Source organism: Lysobacter enzymogenes, from assembly GCF_023617245.1.
Classification (GTDB): Bacteria; Pseudomonadota; Gammaproteobacteria; order Xanthomonadales; family Xanthomonadaceae; genus Lysobacter; species Lysobacter yananisis.
This window is the reverse complement of record NZ_CP067396.1, coordinates 3,047,022-3,067,061: the sequence shown is the minus strand read 5'-3', so window position 1 is coordinate 3,067,061 and position 20,040 is coordinate 3,047,022. Positions and strand designations below refer to the sequence as shown.

Genomic DNA, 20,040 nt, shown 5'->3' with positions numbered 1-20,040 from the left:
TCGCCCTGCGCGGAAGTCCTACGCGACCGCTTCGAGCGATCCGAAGGTGTGCGACACGCGCCGCTGCAGCGCGGCCGTGAACGCCGGACCGGCCTGCCACGACGACAATCCGGCCCAGGCGCGCTCCACCACCGCTTCCACCCGGGCGATATCGCTCAGCTCGCCGCTGAGCACCATCGCATACAGTTCCTGCGCGCCGTCCGGGCCCGGCAGGTTCAAGGCTTCCCGCAGCACCGCGCCGAAGGTGGTGTAGGCATAACGCGCGCCGAGTCCGGTCACCAGCGCGAGATGCATCGCGAAGGTTCCCGCGATCATGGCGTGCGGCGCCGAACGGTTGCGCAGCTTGCCCATCAGTTCGTACAAGGTGCCCGAGATGATGCCCGCCATCGCCCGCCCGGCCCGTTCCGGGTCCGGATTGGCGGCGATCGCGCGCAGCTCGGCGAGCAGGTTCTCGTTGCCGGGCGAGGCCCACACCAGGCGCGAATGCAGGAACTTCGCCCGGGTGATCGGCCAGCTTTCGTCGACCTCGCGCGCCACCGCCTCGGCCATGGTCCGCGAGAACAGCATGACCAGGATCTTGCCGGGGCCGTAAACCCACTCGATCGCTTTCTGGAACTGCGCGCCGTACAGCTCGTCGCTGACGATGCCCCACAGGTCGATGTCGGAGTGCGGCCGGTCTTCGCCGCGCCCGGTGGAGCCGTACAGCACCAGATGCTGCAGGTGTTCGCCGAAGCGTTCGCGCACCGACTCGACGACCCGCGCGGACAAGGCGCTGCGTTCGTCGGCGGCGACGGCCTGCGGGCCGGAAAAGATGTCGTCCAGCCTGCCGTTGGGAAGTTCGCTGCCGTTGGGAAGTTCGTGTTCCATCGTCCGGTTTTCCATCATCTGGTTTTCCATCATCCGGTTGAGCTCCGTAGTGAACGCGCGATGCTGCGATGGCGGGACAACGACGGGTCCGCGGGGCGCGCGCAGCGGAGCCGCGCAGCGAAACCGGCGCGGCGTGCGGACCTACTGCGTTTCCCCGACAGATGCCCCCCGGCGCCTGGATTCGCGTCGAACGATCGACCCGGCAGCGCCGTGCATCCAGGCTACGTTCCCGGACCCGGGCTGTCCACGCCGCGGGTCCGGGCGGGGCGGGCGTGGATGGCCCGCACGGCGGCCGGGCCGGCCGCGACGCCGCCTGTCTCGCCCGCGCCGAGCGGCGGCCGGGCGAGGGCGCGCACGCTTGCGCGGCGGGGACCGCGGCTGGATTGTGTTTCGCGACCGGTGCTTTACAGTGGCCTGCCGTAGCCTGCCACCCTTGTCGGAATCGCATGGACAGTGACGACGCGAAGCCGGGCCGCCATCGCGCTCCGGTGCTGCAGTTGTACCGGGAGCTGTGGCATCAGGCGCAAGGCCACCGCGTCGCGTTGCTGGGTTCGATGGCGCTGCTGATCGGCGCGCAGGTGGTGCTGCTGGCGGTGCCTTACCTGGTCGGCCGGGCCCTGAACAGTTTGCAGGCGCGCGGCAACGACGGCGCCGGCGAAGCGGCGCTGTGGCTGGCGGCGGTGCTCGGCGCGACTCTGGTCAGTTGGTTGATCCACGGCCCGGGCCGGATCCTCGAACGCAACGTCGCCCTGAGCGTGCGCGAGCGCGTCGCCACCGCGCTGACCCAGCGCCTGCTGGCGTTCCCGCTGTCCTGGCACGACGGCAACCACTCCGTCGCCAGCGCCCACCGCGTGCACCAGAGCAGTTCGTCGCTGGGCACCTTCGCCGAGAACCAGTTCATCTATTTGCGCAGCGTGGTGCGGCTGATCGGGCCCATCGGCGCGTTGATCGCGATCCATCCCATGGTCGGCGCCACCGCCGCGCTCGGGCTGCTGGCGATCTGCGGCGCGGTGGTCGGCTTCGACCGCGCGATCGTGCGCCTGGCGATCCAGACCAACGACGCCGAACGCCGCTACACCGCGGTGCTCGCCGATGCGCTGGGCAACGCGACCAGCGTGCTGGCGCTGCGTCAGGCGCGGCCCTTCATCCGCTCGCTGCGGCAGTTGGTCGAGAAAGTGTTCGAACCGTTGCGGCGGATGATCGTCATCATCGAGATCAAGTGGTGCGCGGTCGACGTCGCCAGCCGCCTGCTCAGCTGCTGCCTGGTCGGGCTGTACGCGTGGCTGGTGCTGCGCGCGGCCGGCGACGGGCAGAAGCTGATGTTCGGCAACGTCTACATGGTATGGGAATACGCGCTGCAGTCCGGCGCGGTGGTGTCGGCGGTGGCCTCGAACTTCCAGACCTTCGCCACCCAGTACGCCAACTACCAGAGCGCCGACGTCATTCGCGACCACCCGGTCGATGCGAGCCTGAGCGAACCGGTGCAAACGCGCAGCTGGCGGCAGTGCGAGATCCGCAACCTGGTGTTCCGCCATGCGGCCGGGCGCGAGGCCGGACCGACCCTGGACCATGTCCGCCTGACCCTGCAGCGCGGCAAGCGCTATGCCTTGATCGGCGGCAGCGGCTCGGGCAAGAGCACGCTGATGCGGGCGCTGGCCGGACTGTACGTGGCCGAACGCATCGAACTGCATGCCGCCGACGATGCCGACCCCGCCGCGGCGACCCGCGCGCCGGTGGACGCCGCGCGCTACCTGCGCGGATCGACCACGCTGATCCCGCAGGAGGCCGAACTGTTCGAAGCCTCGCTGGAACACAACCTGGCGATGTGCGAGTCCCTGCACGGCCAACCCGATCCCGGCGACTATCACCGCGCCCTGGAACTTGCGGCGGTCAAGGAGTTCCTGCCCGCCGACGCCGATCCTTTGCAGGTGTCGATCGGCGAGCAGGCCTCGAATTGGTCCGGCGGCCAGCGCGCGCGCGTGGCCCTGGCGCGCGGCATCCTCGCCGCGCGCGGCAGCTCGCTGGTGTTGCTCGACGAGCCCACCGCGAACCTGGATGCGCGCACCGAGGCGGCGGTCTACGCCAACCTGTTCGCCGAGTTCGCCGACGCCTGCCTGATCGCTTCGGTGCACCGGCTGGAACTGCTGCGGCACTTCGACGAAGTGTTGGTGATGGTGGACGGGCGGCTGGTCGCGCAGGGCTCGGAGGCGGTGCTCGCGCAGACGTCGGCCGACTACGCCAACCTGCGCGCGAGCGGCCTGCGCCAGGGCGAGGTCGGCGAGACCGAGGCCTTCGTCGCCGAAGGCGCGGCCTGACGCGCGGCGAGCGTCTTGCGCACGGACCGGCGGCAGGCAAGGCGCTTGCGCGCGATGCGCCGCGGACGCCCGCGCATCGCCGTCAGCGGCCGCGGATGAAGAACGCCACCGGCACCATCACCTCGACCGGATCGCCCTGGATCTGCGCCGGCGGCGCCGGCACCGGCGCGGCCAGACGCACGGTCTCCAGGGTGCCCGCATCGAGCGCCGGATAGCCGCTGCTGCGGCCGATGCGGATCTGCGAGACCGCGCCGCCGCGGTCGACGGCGAAGCGCACATAGGCCACGCCCTGCTGGTTCAGGCGCTGCGCCTGACGCGGGTAGCGGCGGAATTTCTCCAGATGCCCGAGCAACAGGTTCTGCCACTGCGCGACCGCGTCGTCGCGCCGGCCCGACACGCTTTGCGGGGCCGCGTAAGTCGTCGCGGCGGGCGCCGGCAGATCGGGCGGGGCCAAGGTCGCGGCGACATCGGCCGGATCGGCGGGCGCGGGCGGGGCAGGCGTCGGCGCGGGCGGCGGCAGTTCGACGTCGGCATCGGCCGTAGGCGGCGCCTGCAGTCGCGGCTGTGGCCGCGGCGGTGTCGCTGCGCGATGCTGCTCGCGCTGTCGCGGACCCGGCGGCAGTTGCTTGGGCGGCGCCGGCGGCGCTTGCGGCGTCGGCGCCAGTTCCACCATCACCGCGGCGGCCGGCAGCGTTTGCGGTTGCAGCGGTTCGCGCGCAGACCACCACAACGCGGCCGCCGCGGCCGCGCCGTGCACGGCCAGCACCGCGCCGAGGCTGCACAGCCAACGCCAGCGTTCGCGCGCGCGCGGGCTCACGGCGTCGCCGGCTCCAGGCCGACCAGGGCGATCTTGAGATAGCCGGCGGTCTGCAGCGCGTTCATCGTCTGCATCAGATCGCCGTAGGCCACGCGTTTGTCGGCGCGCAGGTAGATGCGCCGCTCGCGGTCGCCGCCGGTGGCGCGCTGCAGCGCCGGGGCCAGGCTTTCGCGCGTCACCGCCGCCTCGCCCAGGCGCAGCGACAGATCGGCCTGCACGCTCAGGAACACCGGCTCGGGTTCGCGCGGCTGCGCTTTCGCCGCGCTCGCCGGCAGCTCCACCGGCGTGTCCACGGTCGCCAGCGGCGCGGCCACCATGAACACGATCAGCAGCACCAGCATCACGTCGATGAACGGCGTGACGTTGATTTCATGGTGTTCTTCGAGCGCGTCCTCGTCGTGGCGCGCGGTGCGGATCGCCATCGCCCGACCCTCAACGCGCGGCCGCGACGGCCGCGGCTGCGCGTCCGTGCGGCCGGTCGAGATCGCGCGACACTGACTGCTGCACGCTCGCCGATACGTCGCCGAGGGTGGCGCGCAGGCCGGCGAGCGCGCGGGTGAAGTGGTTGTAGATCGCCACCGCCGGAATCGCCGCGACCAAACCCAACGCCGTCGCCAGCAAGGCCTCGGCGATGCCCGGCGCGACCACCGCCAGGCTGGTCGCGTTGGCGTGAGCGATGCCGACGAAGCTGTTCATGATCCCCCACACGGTGCCGAACAAGCCCACGAACGGCGCGATCGCGCCGATGCTGGCGAGCAGGCCGACGCCCTTGCGCCATTGCCGCGCGTGCGCCAGTTCGATCCGCTCCAGGCGCGAGCCGATGCGTTCCTTGATGCCGGCCGGATCGAAGCCGCCGCCGCAGAGCCGCAGTTCGCTGCGCGCGGCTTCGATCAGGTCGCGCGCGGCGCCGTCGCGCAGGGCTTGATCGCCGCTATCGGACGGCAATTGCGCCGCGTCCAACAACGCCGCGCGGGCCCGGCGCAGACCCCGGTGCAGGCGCGACAGCTCCCAGCTCTTGGCCACCAGCACGGTCCAACTGGCGACCGACGCCAGCGCCAGCGCGATCATCACCGCCTTCACCACGGGGTCGGCGGTCAGGTACATCTGCCACGGGGTCAGCGCGGCGGCGGATACGTCGGTAGGCAAGCTCATGGTCGGTTCGCACTGAAAGCGAGCGGCCGCGCGCGGCGGCCTTCGCAGGAAAGGAAAGACGATGCGCGGCTCAGCATCGCGGCGCATCGGGTGGAATGGGGCGCGGCGCCGGCCGCGACAGCACATAGGCGGCGCTGGCGGCGAAGCCCAGGCCGACGCCGAGCGCGAGCGCCCGCGAGGGATGCGCGCCCCACCAGAACAGGACGAAGCCGAGCGTCATGCCGAGACCGGCGAACAGTTTGCCCTTGCGCGAGATCGCCCCTTGCTCGCGCCACAGGCGCAGCGCCGGGCCGTAACGCGGGTATTCGAGCAGGCGGCGTTCGAACTTCGGCGAACTGCGGGCGAAACAAGCGACCGCGAGGATCAGGAAGATCGTCGTCGGCATCACCGGCAGCAGGGCGCCGATCACGCCGAGCGCGACCATCGCCCAACCCAGTGCGAACCACAACCAGCGCATCAGCGCGGTTCCGCGGATTCGGCCGACGCGCGCCGATTCACGCGAACTCGTCCTCGACGTGGGCGCGCACGCGCTGGAACGCCGCCTCGGCGCCGGCGATGGCTTCGTCCTCCTGCGCGCGGCTCAGCGCGACCGAGTCCAGCGCCGCGGTGAAGCCGCGCCAGTGCCGGGCCACGCCGTCGGGATGCGCGGCCAGGTGGCGCGCGCCGAACCCGCTGTTGAGGCCCAGCTTGGCCGCCAGCTTGTACAGCACGCTGCCGCCGAGGTTGGAGCCTTCGGCGACGTACAGCCAACCCAGCGCCGCCGCCAGCGGCAGGTCGGCGCGCACCGCCGCGACCGCGAACGGCGGCAGCGGCTGGCCGAGGTCGCGCAGATCGCTGGCGATCTGCGGCAGGCGCCGGCGGCCGGGCAGATCCGGCACCAGCGCCGCCAGCGCGGCATTCGCGTACAGACCGTCGATGTCGCAATGGAAACGGTACTGCACGCGCAGGAAGCGGGCGAAATTGTCGCGGTTGGCGAAAATGTCGCCGGCCATGATGCGCCGGTCGAGGCGGTCGTGGGTGGCGTGGGTGGCGGCCTTGAGCCGCTGGCTGCGCGTGCTGGAGTCGGGTTCGGTGGCGATGTCGGACATGCGGTCGGCCGTCAATAGCGGTAGGTGAACGCCAGCCGCGCGGTGCGGCCGGGCGCGGGCAGCACGCCGAGCGCGAGCGGGTCGAGGTAGTAGCGGTCGCCGGCGTTGTCGAGGTTGAAGTCGACCGCGAACTGCTCGCTGACCTGCCAGCTGGCGAACACGTCGACGATGGTCGCGGCGCGGTACAGCTGCTGGATCGCCGACAGACCGACGTTCCATTCCTTGTCGAGCTTGCTGATCGGCCCGGCGTTGTGCACCGCGCGCATGCCGACGGTGAAGCGTTCGTCGAACGGGCGCAGGCCGACGGTCAGGTTGACGTTGTAGCGCGGCGGGTTCTGGGTGTTGGTGTAGGAGCCCTCGAAGCCGCCGTCGACGCAGTCCGGCGTGCCGATCAGTTCGGCGATCTTGCGCTGGCGGCCGTACTCGCGGCGCTCGGCGGCGATGTCGGGCGCGCAGGTCTTGGCCTGGAAGTAGTAGTGCGCCGACAGGTCGGCGAACACCAGGCCGCTGTCGTAGCTGGACTGGAACTCGACGCCGGAGACCTTGAAGCGGTCGACGTTGCGGATCAGCCCGGCCGACAGGGTGCGGTAATCGCGGGTGATCAGATCGTCGATGCGGGTGTCGAAGTAAGCCAGCTTGAACGCGGCGCGGTCGCCGTCGACGAACAGGCCGTGGCGGATCGTGCTGGCGCCGATTTCCAGGGTCTTGGCGCGTTCGGGCTTGAGTTCGCCGACCGGCTTGGCCGCGGTGAACAGGCCCAGCGTGGTCTCGAACAGGCTCGGCAGCTTCACGCCCTCGGCGTACTTGGCGTAGACCATGCTGTCGTCGTCGAAGCGATAGGCGACGCTGGCGGTCGGGGTGAAGGCGCTGTCGCGGCGGCGGATCGGCTGCGACCAGTTCCACTTGACCGGCACGATCAAGTCCTCGGCCGGATCGGCGTCGAAGAAATTCCAGCCGGCGATGTCGGCGACGGTGCCGCGCTTGTACGGCGAGGCCAGCAGCGAGGCCCGGGTGAACTGGCCGTTGGCGTCGGGATACCAGTTCAGCAGGGCGACGCGCTTGGCCCGCCACGCCGGCAGGTTCGGATTGCCGTTGAGCAGTTCGGTGTAGCGGTACTGGCCGATGCTCGCGGTTTCCGCGACCGTGGCCAGGCGGTTGCGGTCGTGCACGCTGACGCGGCTGTAACGGCCGCCGGCGAGCAGTTCCCAATGCTCGTCGGGTTGCCACTTGGCCGAGAACACCGCGCTGTATTCCTTGCGCTGCGCGTTGCGCAGGAAGCGGTTGTTGATCAGGTCGTCGTGCAGGATCGGCGAGTCCTTGCCCGGACCGATGTCCTCTTCGCTGTAGGACAGGCCGTAATCCAGGGTCACCTTGCCGGCGCCCGCGCTCAGCCGGGTGGTGTTGCTGGCGTCGAGGCCGAAGCGCTGCTGGCGCAGGTTGTTCCGGTACGCGTCCTTGTAGCCCGGATCGGTGTTGAAGGTCGGGCCGTCGTACCACTCGGTGCGGCGCTGGAAATACCACGGGGTGATGCCGGTCAGGCCGTTGTACATGCGGCTGTCGGCGTCGGTGTACCAGGCGTTGACGCGCAGGTCGACCCGTTCGCTGTCGGGGTCGAAGCGGTAGCGCAGGCTGTAGGCGTCCATGCCGATGCGGCCGGGGTCCCACTGCGGCACGATATCGCGGTTCACCCGGATGATCTGCGAGGCCATGATCTCGCCCTGTTCGCCGTCGAAACGGCGATAGCCCGCCTCCAGCGTCTGCGCGTCGTCGATGCGCCAAGTGCCCTTGAGCAGGACCGATTCGGACTTGGCCGAGGTGTTGAACACTTCGGTGCGCGGCGGGTTCAGCGGCGCCAGGGTGCGGCGGGTCTGCGGAAAATCGTCGTAGCCGTGGCGGCCGGAGAAATAGTTGCCTGTGTCGCGCCAGGCGTAGGCGGCGACCAGGTCGAAGCGATCCCAGCGCGCCGCCGCGGCGATGTTGCCGAAGCCGCCGCCGAGCGCGTTGCGGTCGTGGCGCGGCAGGTCGTTGTACGCGGGCAGGTCGCGCGCGCTGGCGTTGGAGGCGCCGCCGCGCAGGCGCAGGCCCCAGTCGCGGCCTTCGCGCAGCACGTCGTCGGCCTTGAGCGTTTCCATCTCGACCACGCCGCCGATGCCGCCGGACGCGTTGGCCTGCAGGCTCGGGCCCTTGGTGATGGTGAGGCTGGAAATCAGGTCCGGGTCCAGATACGTGCGCTGCGACTGGCCGGCGTAGCCGCGGTAGGTGTCCATCGTCGACTGGCCGCCGTCGACGATCACCGGCACCCGGCTCTGGCCCTGGATGCCGCGGATGTTGACGTCCAGCGCGTTGGCGGTGCGCGGGTCGCCGGCGGTGACGCCGGCCACGCCCTTGACGATGTCGGCGGCGGAGGCGCCGCGGAAGCGCTCGATGGTTTCGCGGGCGATGTAGTGGCTGGAACCGGGATTGCGATAGGTGTCGAGCAGGCGCGCTTCGTCGCTGGCGACGCCCGCGCCGCCGGCGAGGTCGCGCTCGCCGCCGACGCGCAGGGTGTCGGTAACGATCACATCGCCGGCGACCGCGGCGGCCTTCTCCAGCGCGACGGCGTCCGCGCCGACCCGGCGCACGCTCAGGCCGGTGCCGCGCAGCAGTTGCGCGAGCGCGGCGTCCGCATCGAGTTCGCCGGCCACCGCGGTCGACACCGCGCCTTCGGCGAGGGTCGCGGCATAAGCGACCTGCACGCCGGATTGGCGCATGTAGGCGCGCAGCGCCGACACCAGGGGTTGCGCGGGAATATCGAAACGGCGCACCGCGGCGGCGGCCGGCGCGGCGCCGGTCTGGGCGGCGGCGGGCAGGGCGCTCGCGGCCATGACCGCGGCGAGCAAGGCGATGCACAGGCGGGACGGGCGCGGCAGCGCGCCCGGGTGGACGGAAGTGGGCATGAAGAAACCTGTCGGAAAGTCGGCGCCGCGGTTGCGGCTCGCCCGCGCGCAAGCGGGCACGGCGGCGTACGTGGCGGCGGCGGGTACGTTCGCTGGATAAGACGGGCGAGGCCGCGCCGACCCCAAGATCGATTTCGCGTCCGAACCAATCGGCGCCGCCGCGACGGCGGATCGGTACCGCGCCGGGCGCCTCGCTTTGCCGAGTCGGCGCTCAGCGCACCGAGGACGGCGCCGGCGCGGGCGTCGGGATCGGCTGCACGATCGCCACGCCGAACGGCAGCCGGGTCACCGACAGGCCGGCGCTCGCGGCCAACGCGTCGAGCGCCTGCTCGGGCCGGCCGATGCGCAAGGCCGCGCTGACCCTGGGCAAGGCGCGTAGGTCGCCGCGGACCAGGATCGGGCCGGCGCGGTAGCGCGCGAGTTCGCGCACCGCGACGTCGACCGCGGCGTCGTCCAGCAGCAGTTCGCCCTGGCGCCAGCCGCCGATGCCGTCGGCCGGCACGTCGTTCAATCGGGCCACGCCGCGGCCTTGGCCGTACGCGGCGCGCTGGCCGGCATCGAGATACGTCCAGCCGCCGTCCGCCGCGGCCGCCACCCGCACCCGGCCCTGGCTCACCGCGGTTTCGATGCGCCCGGCGTCGTCGGCGACCGCGAACGCGGTGGAAATGTCTTCGATCACGCCATCCCCCGCGACCACGGCGAAGCGCCGGGCCGGATCGGCGGCGACTTCGAACCACACCCGACCGCGCAGCAGTTCGACGCGACGCTGGTCGCGGTCGTACTGGATTGCGATCGCGCTGTCGGCGTCGAGCACGGCGCGGCTGCCGTCGGGCAGGGCGACGGTTTCGGCGGCGTGGGCGCTGCGATGGTCGGCGCGCAGCCGCAACCATGCCTCGGGCGAAGCCAGCGCCAGCACCAGCACGGCCGCCGCGGCCAGGGCCGGGCGCCAGCGGCCGCGGCGGCCCGCGCGCGGCCGCAATGTCGCCGCCGAGCCTTGCGCCGCGGGCCTGGGCCCGAGGCTGCGCCACAACTGCCGCTCGCGTTCGAACGCGCGGCGGTGGCCGGGGCGCTGCAGCCAGCGTTCGAACTCGCCCAGGCCGGCTTCGTCGGCAGCGCCCGAAGCGAGCCACGCGATCCACTCGCGCGCTTGCGCGCGGATGGGTTCGGCGTCGGCGATGGCGAAGGCGGGCGGCTGGCTCATGGCGGGCGAGGGCGGTGCGTCGGCGAAGGCGGTATCGAGATCAAGACGTTCGAGCGGGCGCTTTACCCAAGACCGGTGCGTTGCCCAAGACGATTCACCGTCCCGCGCGCGCGTGGGCCAGGCGTTGCAAGGCGGCGCGGACGTGGTTTTCCACGGTCGTCACCGACACCCCTAGGCGTCGCGCAATCTCGGCCTGGGTCAGGCCCTGCAGGCGATTGAGCCGGAAGATGGTGCGGGTCGGCTCGGGCAGCCGTCCGGCGGCGGCCAGCACGCGCTGCAATTCGTCCTGAGCCATGGCCTGCTCCTCGGCCGACAGCGCTTCGTCCGGGCCCCAAAGATAGTGCTCGGCCAGCAACTGGCTGCGGCGCGTGCGCTCGCGTCCCCAATCGGTCGCCAGATTCGCCGCGAGCTTGAACAGATAGGCGCGCGGGTTGTCGATGGCGCTGGCGTCGCCGACGTTGCGCAGCTTGAGCCACACCGCCTGGACCACATCTTCGGCGGCATGGTCGCCGCCGAGTATCCGCTGGACCAGGCGCAACAGCGCCGGGCGCTCGCGGATCAGCAGTTCCGCCAGTCCCGGCGGACGCTCGTCCTCGCCGCAGTCGCGCATGCCGGCGCCCGCCATCACCCGAGCACCGGCGGGTTCGGCGCGCGACGGCACGGGTGCGCGGCAGCGCGGTGGGCAAAGGATTGGAAGCGCATGACGGCGGCACAGTTCGAAGAGCGCCGTCTGCCGTGGGGACCGGAAAGGTCGCGGGCACGTGTGCGATGAGCGGAGCTACGCAGCAAGCGTAGTGCGCGAATCTTAAAAGCGATGCGTGACGAACCGCAAGTTTCGTCGCCGCTTGCGCCGCTGTCTTGTCTCGTCGCTTTGCCGGCAGGACGGGGCCGCGCGTGCGCCGCGCGGCCCCGCGCGACGATCAGAACTGCTTGCTGATGCTGAAGTAGAGGTTCCGCCCCAAGCCGGTCCGCGAGCTGGTCTCCACGCCCGAGGCATTCAAGCGCTTCTGGTCGAAGACATTGTTGATGCCGGCGAGGAACTGGGTGCTGCCGTCGAAGAACGACACCCCGGACACGCTGGGCCGCCAGCGCAGCTGCAGGTTGGTCTGGGTGTAGGCGTCGCGCACATACCAGTACGTGGTGCCGGCCGACACCAGGGTCTTGGGGTTCTGGTCGGGTTCGAACCAGTGGCTGACGTCGGCCGAGACGCTGAAGTCGTCGTCGAACGGCCGCCAGCGCAGCCCCAGCCGGGCGCGGTCGGCGAACGCCGACGGAGTCTTGCGGCCGCTGGCGGCGTCCTTCATGTCCAGCGATTCGTAGCTGAAATAGCCGCCCCAGCGCGGCCGGTCGTACGACAGCTCGACTTCGACGCCCTCGCGGTCGACTTCGCCGACGTTCTCGTAGCGCACGTACTCGGACTTCGCCGGCGACACCGAACCGTAGTCCACCACCAGCTGGATCATGTCGCTGATGGTGCCGTTGAAGTACATCGCCTTGGCCGCGACGCGGTCGTCCGCGGCCAGCAGGGCGTTGCGGCTCCACGAGAACCCGGCTTCGTATTCCTTCGAAGTTTCCGATTTCAGCCGCGGATTGGGCCGGTACCAGTAATGGATGTTGAGCGGGCCGTCGGACGAGGTCTCGTGCGGCGTCGGCGCGCGGAAGGCCTCGGAGTAGTTGGCCAGCAGGACGAAACCGCCGGCGACTTCGTAGCTCAGGCCCAGGCGCGGCGAGAAGCGGCTGTTGTCGTAGGTTTCGGCCACGCCCTGGACGCGCCGGTCGAAACGGTCGTAACGCCCGCCCAACTGCAGCGCCAGGCGGCCGTCGAGCCAACGCGACTCGTGCTGCACGAAGGCGCCGAAATCGCGGTAGGTGTTGGGCATCGAGTTGAAGCCGGTGCGCACGCCGTCGAGGATGTAGATGCCGTCTTCCTCGCGGTGTTCGTAGTCCAGGCCGAACAGCAGGCGGTGTTCGACCGGACCGGTGGCGAAGCGCATCAGGTTCTGCGCGCTGACGCCCCAGCGTTCGTCGAGGTTCTTGTAGTACAGATCGACGCCGCGCTCGTAGCCGCGCTCGTAGTAGCCGCGGGTCTTGTAGGCGGTGGCGGTCAGGTCGAGCCAGCGGCTGCCGGCCGGCGCCAGGGTGTAGCGCAGCACCGTGTCGCGCTGCGAACGCTCGCCCAGCACCGCGCCGTTGGCCGCGCCGAAGGTGGCGTGGTAGAGGCTGTTCCAGCCGGTCTTGGCGTCGATGGCGTAGTCGAAATGGCTGAGGCTGAGCTTGTGGCCTTCGCCGAAGTTCCAGCCGAGCTTGACGAAGGCGGTGTCGATGTCCTCTTCGTTGTCGACCACGTTGTCGTGGCGGCCGGTGGCGTCGACCAGCTCGCCGGCCTGGGTCAGGTCGCCTTTCTTGCCGCGCTTGACGAAGGCCAAGGCCTCGAACGGCCGGTCCTGCGGCGCGGCGGCGAAGGCCGCATAGGCCTGGCGCTGGTCGTTGGAGTCGAAACGGTAGTTCAGCGCGACGCCGTAGTCGCGACCCGGGGCGAGGAAATCGGCGGCGTCCTTGGTGGTGCTGCCGATCACGCCGCCGATGGCGCCGCCGCCGTAGCTGATGCCCGAGGAACCGCGCACCACGTCGACCTGCTTGAGCAGGTCGCTGTCCATGCCGAAGCCGGACACCTGGTTGGCGAACAGGTTGGCCGAGCGGCGCACGCCGTCCTGCATCAGGATGACCCGGCTCTCGGAGCCGTGGCCGAAGCCGCGGATGCTGAAGTGCTGGCCGATCGCGCGGCCGCCGTCGTTGCCGGTGTCGATGCCCGGCACCTTCTTCAGCGCCTGGATGATGTCGGGATAGTCGTCGAGGTCCTGCTCGGTCAGCACGCTGGCCGAGCCGGGGTACTTGAGCACGTCGATGCCGAAGCGCGTGCCGACCACGGTGATCCGGTGCAGTTCGTCGGTGGCGGCGTTGAGCCGCTCGTATTCCTCGCCGCACGGCGAGGGCAGGGCGCGCCGCGCGCACGCTTGCGGGTCGGCGTCGTTGGCGCAAGCAAGGCGGGTGCGGTCTATCGCGGTGCGGCATTCGTCGGCCGACGCGTTGCCGGCGATGCCCAGGCACAGGGCGAGCGAAATCGCTGCGGCCAGCGCAGAAGTGGTCATGTGAGCCTCCAGCTCGTTAGTGATGTCCGGCGTCGCTAGGACGCGTCATCGCTGGCTGTAAGGCGTTCCGCTGGCTGCGCGCATCTTAGTCAGAAAGATGAATACAGACAATACGGAGCAAGGCGGCAGGGCGTACGGCGCAAATACAGCGCGAATACAGCGCCAATACGTTTGGCGGCTGGCGGCTGGCGACGGCCTGCGGCGGCCGTCGGGCAGGGCGCGCCATCGCGGCGAAGGTCCGCGCTTGACTGCCTACCAACTGGTAGGTAGATTTATTTCACCCCCCACTGCCGCGACTCCTCCATGAGCATTTCCCCGATCGGTTGGCTGCACACGCTCGGCAGCCTGCCCGCGATCCCGCTCGCCGCCTACATGCTCGCCAGGTACGGCCGGATCGCGCCGCAGACCCGCGCCGGCCGCGCCTACTTCGGCTTCATGGTGCTCGGCGTGCTGACGGTCTATCCGATCGCCAAGCAACCGGTCAGCGCGATCGTCGCAACGGTTACCCTGGCGACGCTGTTGATCGGTTACGGCGCCGCGGCGCTGTCGGCGGGCCGGCGCCTGGCCGGCTATGTCGAGACCGTGGCGCTGAGCCTGAGCGTGTTCCTGCTGATGGTGCCCACCGTCAGCGAAACCCTGCGCCGGCTGCCGGCCGGCAACCCGCTGGTCAAGCAGATGACCGATCCGCTGCTGCTCGGCGTGCAGGGCGCCTTGTTCCTGGCCTTGCTCGTCGGCGTGCCGCTGCAACTGCGCGCGGTGTACAAGCGCAATGCCGCGGCGGCGCAATCCGCCGCCTCGACCACAGGCTCTCGATGAAACCGACCGCGTCCAAACGCACCGCCTCGGATCCGCAGGCCCCGCCTTCGCCGAAGGCCGAGGAGATCCTCCAGCGCACCAGCGAACTGCTGGCCCTGGGCGGCTACGACAGCTTCAGTTATGCCGACATCGCCGAGCAGGTGCAGGTCAGGAAGGCCAGCATCCACCACCACTTCCCGAACAAGGTCGATTTGGTCAAGGCGACGGTGGCGCGCCACCGCGAGTCCGGCCGCCGCGGCCTGCAGGCCTTGAGCGAGCGCGTCGCCGATCCGTTCGAGCGGCTCGGCGAGTACTGCCGGTGGTGGGCGGCCTGCATCGAAAGCGCGAATCCGCCGATCTGCCTGTGCGCGTTGCTGGCGGCGGAACTGCCGTCGGTCCCGGCCGAGGTCGCGAGCGAAGTGCGCGGCCATTTCGAAGACCTGTCCGCGTGGCTGGAGCAGACCCTGGCGCAAGGCGCGGACAGCGGGCGCGTGCGCCTGGCCGCGAGCGCGCAGGCCGAGGCGATGACGTTCATGGCCGCCGTCCACGGCGCGATGCTGACCGCGCGCGCACTCGGCGATGCGCGCCTGTTCTGGAGCATCGCCCAGGCCTCGCTGGAGCGGTTGCGGCCGGCTTGAATCCGCCGGCGTACGCGCCGCTTCAAAGCGATCAGGGAAACCGTGGCGCCAGGCGGAACGGGCGTCGCTTGCGGGCCGTGCGACCGACCGGCTCGCAATTGATAACCATTCCCATTTATTTGTATGATGCGCGCCCCAGATCGGCTTTCAGGCTCGCGGATGACCTTGCGCAAACGAACCTTGGCGTTGTGCATCGCCGCGCTGACCTCGCCCGCCGCACTGGCATCCGAAGCGCCCGCCGACGCCGCGGCGGCCGTCGAGGCCGACCAGCCGACCACGCTCGACACGGTCCAGGCCGTGGGCACCGAGCCGGCCCGCTACCACAACGATGCCTCCGCCAGCGCATTGGGCGTGGACGCGCCCTTGTTCAACACCCCGCGCTCGGTCGTGGTGCTGCCCGAGCAGATCCTGCTCGACCAGAAAGTCACCCAGCTCGACGAAGCGCTCAAGAACGTCAGCGGCGTCAGCCGCGGCGACGGCTTCGGCGGCACCAACGACGATTTCTTCCTGCGCGGGTTCCGCCGCGACAACGTCTACCGCGACGGTCGCCGGCTCGCCGCCAACCAGCGCAATCCGACCACCGACATCGAGAGCATCGAAGTCGTCAAGGGGCCGGCTTCGCTGCTGTTCGGCGCGATCGAGCCGGGCGGGGTGGTCAACATCGTCACCAAGAAGCCGCAGGCGCAGCCGCGTCGCTATCTGGAAGCGACCGTCGACGAATACGGCAAGCGCCATCTGCTCGGCGACTTCACCGGCGCGCTCGACGGCGATGGCCGACTGCTGTATCGCCTGTCCGCCTCCTACGAGGACTCCGACACCTTCCGCGACGGCAAGCAGGTCGAGCGCACGGTGATTTCGCCGAGCCTGACCTGGCGCCCGAGCGAGCGCGACGAACTCACCGTCAGCTATCACTACTACGACGAAACCCTGCCGATCGACCGCGGCGCCATCGTCGGCCGCTACGCCGACGGCGAGCGCCGCATCGTCGAGACGCCGCGCTCGCGCAGCTTCGGCGAGTCGTGGGAGAACTCCTGGTCGACCGGCCACTCGGTCGATGCGCAGTACCAGCACCGCTTCAACGAACACTGGGACGCGGTGGTCGGCTACACCTACCAGAAGACCGAATCGCACGACCTGCAGGTGCGCGCCTACGACTTCTACGCCGAAGACACCGTGGTGCGCGGGATCGCCGTGCCGGCCGGCACCCTGATCCGCAACGTCGGCGGCAACAAGCCCTACGACGTCGACTCGGGCCAGTACAACGCCCGCCTGACCGGCCGCTTCGAGCCGGCCGGGATGAAGTACACGGTGATCGCCGGCGTCGACGGCGGCTACACCGACACCGACGCTGGCCAGCTCAACGGCGACAACGAGACCGCCAACGTGTTCGCCGGGCGGCCGCTGTTCAACGTGTTCGCGCCGGTGTACGGCAACCTCTCGCCCGGCTCGGCCGCGCTCAGCCGCAGCGCCAGGACCGACCTGGATTTCCGCGGCGTGTACGTGCAGAACATCCTGCAGCCCAACGAGAAGCTGCTGCTGACCGCCGGCCTGCGCCGCGACTGGTACGAAGTGGCCAGCCGCAACCAGAACTACGACGAAGGCCAGCCGGTCGGCGCCGCCGCCGTGGCCGATCGCGAATGGAGCGACAACTCCTACCAGCTCGGCGCGTCCTACGAGTTCGCCCCGGGCCTAGCCGTGTACGCCAGCCGCGCGACCTCGTTCACCGTACATCCGTTCTTCAACTACGATCCGCGCTCGCTGCCGCAGACCGGCAAGCAGTGGGAGGCCGGCCTCAAGGGCAACCTGTTCGCCGACCGCCTGCAGTTCACCCTGAGCTGGTTCGACCTGCGCAAGACCAACATCCCGGCGTTCAACCCCGATGCGACCGGCAGCCTGGACCAGTACCGCTTCATCGGCGAGGCGCGCTCGCGCGGCATCGAGTTCGACGCCACCTTGCGCATCACCGAAGGCTTCAACCTGATCGCCAGCTACGCCGATTTCGATTACGAGATCACCCGCGATCCGGATCCGGCGCTGATCGGCAAGACCAACGCCAACGTCGCACCGCGCAGCGGCAACCTGTGGGGCAGCTACGAGTTGCGCGACGGCGCCTGGCGCGGGCTCGGCTTCGGCGCCGGCGTCAACTACGTGTCCAAGCGCTACGGCGACGACGACAACACCTGGTCGATGCCGTCCTATACCTTGTTCGACGCGGGCGTGTGGTACTACCTGCCGGTCGGCGACAACGCCAACCTGCGCTTCCAGCTGACGGTGAAGAACCTCGCCGACAAGCGCTGGTACTACGCCTCCGACGGCGACCGTTTCGCTCCCAGCGTGCGCATCGGCGATCCGCGCACGGCCCTGTTCTCGGTCGCCTATCGGTTCTGATCGGGCCATCGCGTAAGCCGCCATGACGCCCGCCGCGCGCAGCGCCGCCAGCCCAGGCCCGGCTTCGCCGGGCCTTGCGCTGTCTTGTCCGCGACGGGGGCGCGCGAACCGTGTGGGGACGTAGCGCGGCTGCGGGCCTGGGCGGAGCGGCGACGATGGCGACGCTGATGCTCAACCTGATGTGGCTGCCCGGCCTGTCGCTGGCGGCGCTGGCGCTGATCCTGCTGCTGGCCTCGTTTCCGCTGTGGGTCGCACTGGCGTACTTCTGCTACGCGGCGTCGAGCCTGCTCCGCGCCTGGCTGGGCCTGGCCGCGCTGGCGTTGCCGTCGCTGCTGTTGAACGCGTTCGCTTATGTCCGCTAAGCCCGCTCAAGCCGCCAAGCCCGGTTCGCGCGGCGGCACGGCGGGCCTGCTGGCCTCGCACAGCTGGCTGGGCCTGATCGCTTCGTGGGTGCTGTTCCTGGTGTTCCTGACCGGGGCCATGACCATGTTCAAGCGCGAGGTCGATCTGTGGGAGAAGGCGCCGGACTACCTGGGCAGCCACAACCGCGCGGTCGCAAGCCTCGACAGCGTGCTCGCCGCGACCCGGGTGCCGCGCGAAGTCGCCGATCCGCACATCGAAGTGCTGTTGCCGGGGCGCATGAGCGCCTACTACCAGGTCTTTCTGTACGACGACGCCGGCGACTTCTACCGCGCCACCGCGTTCCATCCGGTCACCGGCGCGCAGCTGCCCGATCCGGAGGCCACCGGCCTGGGCGAGTTCTTCGAGGAATTCCACAAGGAACTCTATCTGCCCGGTGGCCACTACCTGGTCGGCGTGGCTTCGCTGCTGATGTTCCTCGGCCTGCTGACCGGACTGGTGCTGCACTGGCCGAAACTGAGCCTGTCGGCGCTGTTCTCGCCGCGCTGGGGCAAGCCGCGCCTGCGCTGGCTGGACCTGCACAACAGCCTGGGCGTGCTGGCGCTGCCGTTCCACTTGCTGATGGCCTTCACCGGCACGGTGTTCAGCCTGACCCTGCTGTTGAACCTGTTGATGGTGTTCGGCCGCCTGCACGGCGACGATCAACCCTTGCGCGAGCTGCTGTTCGCGCCGCCGCTGCCGCTGGAAATCGCGCATGCGCCGACGCCGTCGCTGAGCGTCGATGGATTGATCCGCGACGCCTCGCAGCGCCTGGACATGGAGCCGGTGCGGGTCTCGATCCTGCATTACGGCGACCGCAACGCCTGGCTGACCGTGCACGGTCATGGCCACGGATCGCTGGCCCAGGTGGGGCAGGCCAGCTATCGCCTGGACAGCGGCGAACCGCTGCGCATGCTGCCGCCGCGCGGGATCAACGCGCTGGCGCACGGCAACGAAGTCCTGCACCGCTTGCATTACGGCGATTTCGGCGGCATCGGCCTGCGCCTGTTGTACTTCCTGCTGGCGATCGCGACCTGCGTGCTGATCGCCACCGGCAACCTGTTGTGGCTGGAGAAGCGCCTGAGCCAGCGCGCCCGTCCGCGCGGCTTGCGCTGGATCGCGGGCCTGAGCGTGGGCGCCTGCGGCGGCGGCATGTTGGCGCTGGCGACGGCGCTGTTGGCGGCGCGGACGCTGCCGGTGGCCGTACCGGCGCGCATGGACTGGGTGATCGGCGCGTTCGCCGTGCCGCTATTGGCCGCGTGCGCGCTGGGCGTGCTCAGCGCGCGGCCGCGGCGCGACCTGAGCCTGCTGTTGCGCATCGCCGGCGCGCTGTTCCTGCTGCTGCCGCTGCTGGACTGGGCGATGTTCGGCCGCGCGTGGCTGGCCGCGCTCGCCGCCGGCGATTGGGCGGCGACCACGATCGAGCTGCTGTGCCTGGCCTTGGCCGCGGCCTGCATCGCCACCGTGCGCTGGCTGCGCCGCGACCCGATCCGCGCCGCTACGCTGGTTCGCGCAACGCCGGCCGCGCCAGAGTCCGGGTGAACACATCGGCCAGGGCGGCGACGTGATCGCGCAGGAAGAAGTGGCCGCCGGGCAGGCTCGACACGCGCGCGCCGGCGCGGCTGCAATCGTTCCATCCCTGCAGCTTGTCGATCGCGATGTCGGGATCGCGGTCGCCGCCGATGGCGGTGATCGGCGCGCGCACCGCGGGCTCGCGGCAATCCCAGGCATAGGTCTCGCAGACGGCGAAATCCGCGCGCACGAACGGCAACACGATCTGCATCAGATCGCGGTCGCGCAGCACTTCTTCGGGCGTCCCGCCCATCGCCGCGAGCTTGGCGATCAGGCCGTCGTCGTCGAGCAGGTGATAGCGCTCGGCGTGGCGCGGATAGCGCGGCGGCAGCGCGCCGGTGACGAACAGATGACGCGGCCCGCGACGCCCGCGGCGTTCGAGCGTGCGCGCGGTTTCATACGCCAGCAACGCGCCCATGCTATGACCCCATAGCGAGAAATCATCAGCCAACTGAGCGTCGAGCTCGTCGAGCAACCAGTCCACCAGCGCAGTCAATCGACTGAATGGGACCTCGGCGATGCGATGTCCGCGCCCCGGCAATTCCGGCGCGACCACTTCGAGTTGGCCTTGCAATGCCGCTTGCCATGGCGCGAACGCATGCCAGCTGCCGCCTGCGTAAGGCAAGCAAATCAAACGCGGCAAAGATTGCGTGACGGGCATCAGCTGAACTCCATAAATCCAAATGACAATCATTTGCATTGATCCTATTCTATCGCCCGCTT

At 70.1% G+C, this 20,040-nt stretch carries 17 protein-coding genes; 6 read left to right on the top strand and 11 right to left on the bottom strand.

From position 1 onward, the window contains the following. Nucleotides 1-18: 18 nt before the first annotated feature. Entirely contained in the window at nt 19-867 is an 849-nt protein-coding gene (locus JHW41_RS12795) for a kanamycin nucleotidyltransferase C-terminal domain-containing protein (RefSeq protein ID WP_250450698.1), read from the bottom strand. 446 nt (nt 868-1,313) lie between these two features. On the opposite strand from JHW41_RS12795, the gene JHW41_RS12790 reads away from it, so the two are divergent. Further along, nucleotides 1,314-3,182: an ATP-binding cassette domain-containing protein gene (locus JHW41_RS12790; RefSeq protein ID WP_250450696.1), complete on the top strand. Its 1,869-nt coding sequence runs from the start codon at nt 1,314-1,316 to the stop codon at nt 3,180-3,182. Between the two features lie 82 nt (nt 3,183-3,264). Here the strand turns inward: JHW41_RS12790 and JHW41_RS12785 are convergent, their stop codons facing one another. From JHW41_RS12785 to JHW41_RS12745, 9 genes are all read right to left on the bottom strand, one after another. After that, complete coding sequence (locus JHW41_RS12785; RefSeq protein ID WP_250450694.1) at nt 3,265-3,999, bottom strand: energy transducer TonB; 735 nt, start codon at nt 3,997-3,999, stop codon at nt 3,265-3,267. After that, on the bottom strand, nt 3,996-4,421 hold the full coding sequence (exbD, locus tag JHW41_RS12780; RefSeq protein WP_250450692.1) for a TonB system transport protein ExbD: 426 nt from the start codon (nt 4,419-4,421) through the stop codon (nt 3,996-3,998). Before exbD ends, JHW41_RS12785 begins: the two co-directional genes overlap by 4 nt. Nucleotides 4,422-4,431: 10 nt before the next feature. Further along, nucleotides 4,432-5,151 (bottom strand): tonB-system energizer ExbB, encoded by a 720-nt coding sequence (gene exbB, locus JHW41_RS12775; protein ID WP_250450690.1) that lies wholly within the window; start codon nt 5,149-5,151, stop codon nt 4,432-4,434. 70 nt (nt 5,152-5,221) lie between these two features. Further along, on the bottom strand, nt 5,222-5,608 hold the full coding sequence (locus JHW41_RS12770) for a YbaN family protein (RefSeq protein ID WP_250450679.1): 387 nt from the start codon (nt 5,606-5,608) through the stop codon (nt 5,222-5,224). A gap of 37 nt (nt 5,609-5,645) precedes the next feature. Further along, nucleotides 5,646-6,239, bottom strand: a complete 594-nt coding sequence (locus JHW41_RS12765) for a biliverdin-producing heme oxygenase (protein WP_250450676.1) — start codon at nt 6,237-6,239, stop codon at nt 5,646-5,648. Nucleotides 6,240-6,250: 11 nt separating this feature from the next. Next, nucleotides 6,251-9,175: a TonB-dependent receptor gene (locus JHW41_RS12760; protein WP_250450674.1), complete on the bottom strand. Its 2,925-nt coding sequence runs from the start codon at nt 9,173-9,175 to the stop codon at nt 6,251-6,253. 211 nt (nt 9,176-9,386) lie between these two features. Then, nucleotides 9,387-10,376: a FecR family protein gene (locus JHW41_RS12755; RefSeq protein ID WP_250450672.1), complete on the bottom strand. Its 990-nt coding sequence runs from the start codon at nt 10,374-10,376 to the stop codon at nt 9,387-9,389. Between the two features lie 94 nt (nt 10,377-10,470). Continuing rightward, nucleotides 10,471-11,001 (bottom strand): RNA polymerase sigma factor, encoded by a 531-nt coding sequence (locus JHW41_RS12750; protein ID WP_241833614.1) that lies wholly within the window; start codon nt 10,999-11,001, stop codon nt 10,471-10,473. 295 nt (nt 11,002-11,296) lie between these two features. Next, entirely contained in the window at nt 11,297-13,525 is a 2,229-nt protein-coding gene (locus JHW41_RS12745; protein ID WP_250450670.1) for a TonB-dependent receptor domain-containing protein, read from the bottom strand. A 303-nt stretch (nt 13,526-13,828) separates the two neighbouring features. Between JHW41_RS12745 and JHW41_RS12740 the strand changes: the two genes are divergently transcribed. The 5 genes from JHW41_RS12740 (at nt 13,829) to JHW41_RS12720 (ending at nt 19,287) form a co-directional block, all read left to right on the top strand. Continuing rightward, complete coding sequence (locus JHW41_RS12740; RefSeq protein ID WP_250450669.1) at nt 13,829-14,341, top strand: hypothetical protein; 513 nt, start codon at nt 13,829-13,831, stop codon at nt 14,339-14,341. Further along, nucleotides 14,338-14,958 (top strand): TetR/AcrR family transcriptional regulator, encoded by a 621-nt coding sequence (locus JHW41_RS12735; RefSeq protein ID WP_250450667.1) that lies wholly within the window; start codon nt 14,338-14,340, stop codon nt 14,956-14,958. Before JHW41_RS12740 ends, JHW41_RS12735 begins: the two co-directional genes overlap by 4 nt. 159 nt (nt 14,959-15,117) lie before the next feature. Further along, entirely contained in the window at nt 15,118-17,346 is a 2,229-nt protein-coding gene (locus tag JHW41_RS12730; protein WP_250450665.1) for a TonB-dependent siderophore receptor, read from the top strand. 155 nt (nt 17,347-17,501) lie between these two features. Further along, nucleotides 17,502-17,708 (top strand): hypothetical protein, encoded by a 207-nt coding sequence (locus tag JHW41_RS12725; RefSeq protein WP_250450663.1) that lies wholly within the window; start codon nt 17,502-17,504, stop codon nt 17,706-17,708. Beyond that, complete coding sequence (locus JHW41_RS12720; protein ID WP_250450661.1) at nt 17,698-19,287, top strand: PepSY-associated TM helix domain-containing protein; 1,590 nt, start codon at nt 17,698-17,700, stop codon at nt 19,285-19,287. Before JHW41_RS12725 ends, JHW41_RS12720 begins: the two co-directional genes overlap by 11 nt. Here JHW41_RS12720 and JHW41_RS12715 read toward each other — a convergent pair. Continuing rightward, entirely contained in the window at nt 19,244-20,017 is a 774-nt protein-coding gene (locus tag JHW41_RS12715; protein ID WP_250450660.1) for a thioesterase II family protein, read from the bottom strand. The two genes, JHW41_RS12720 and JHW41_RS12715, sit on opposite strands and share 44 nt — an antisense overlap. Nucleotides 20,018-20,040: the final 23 nt, after the last annotated feature.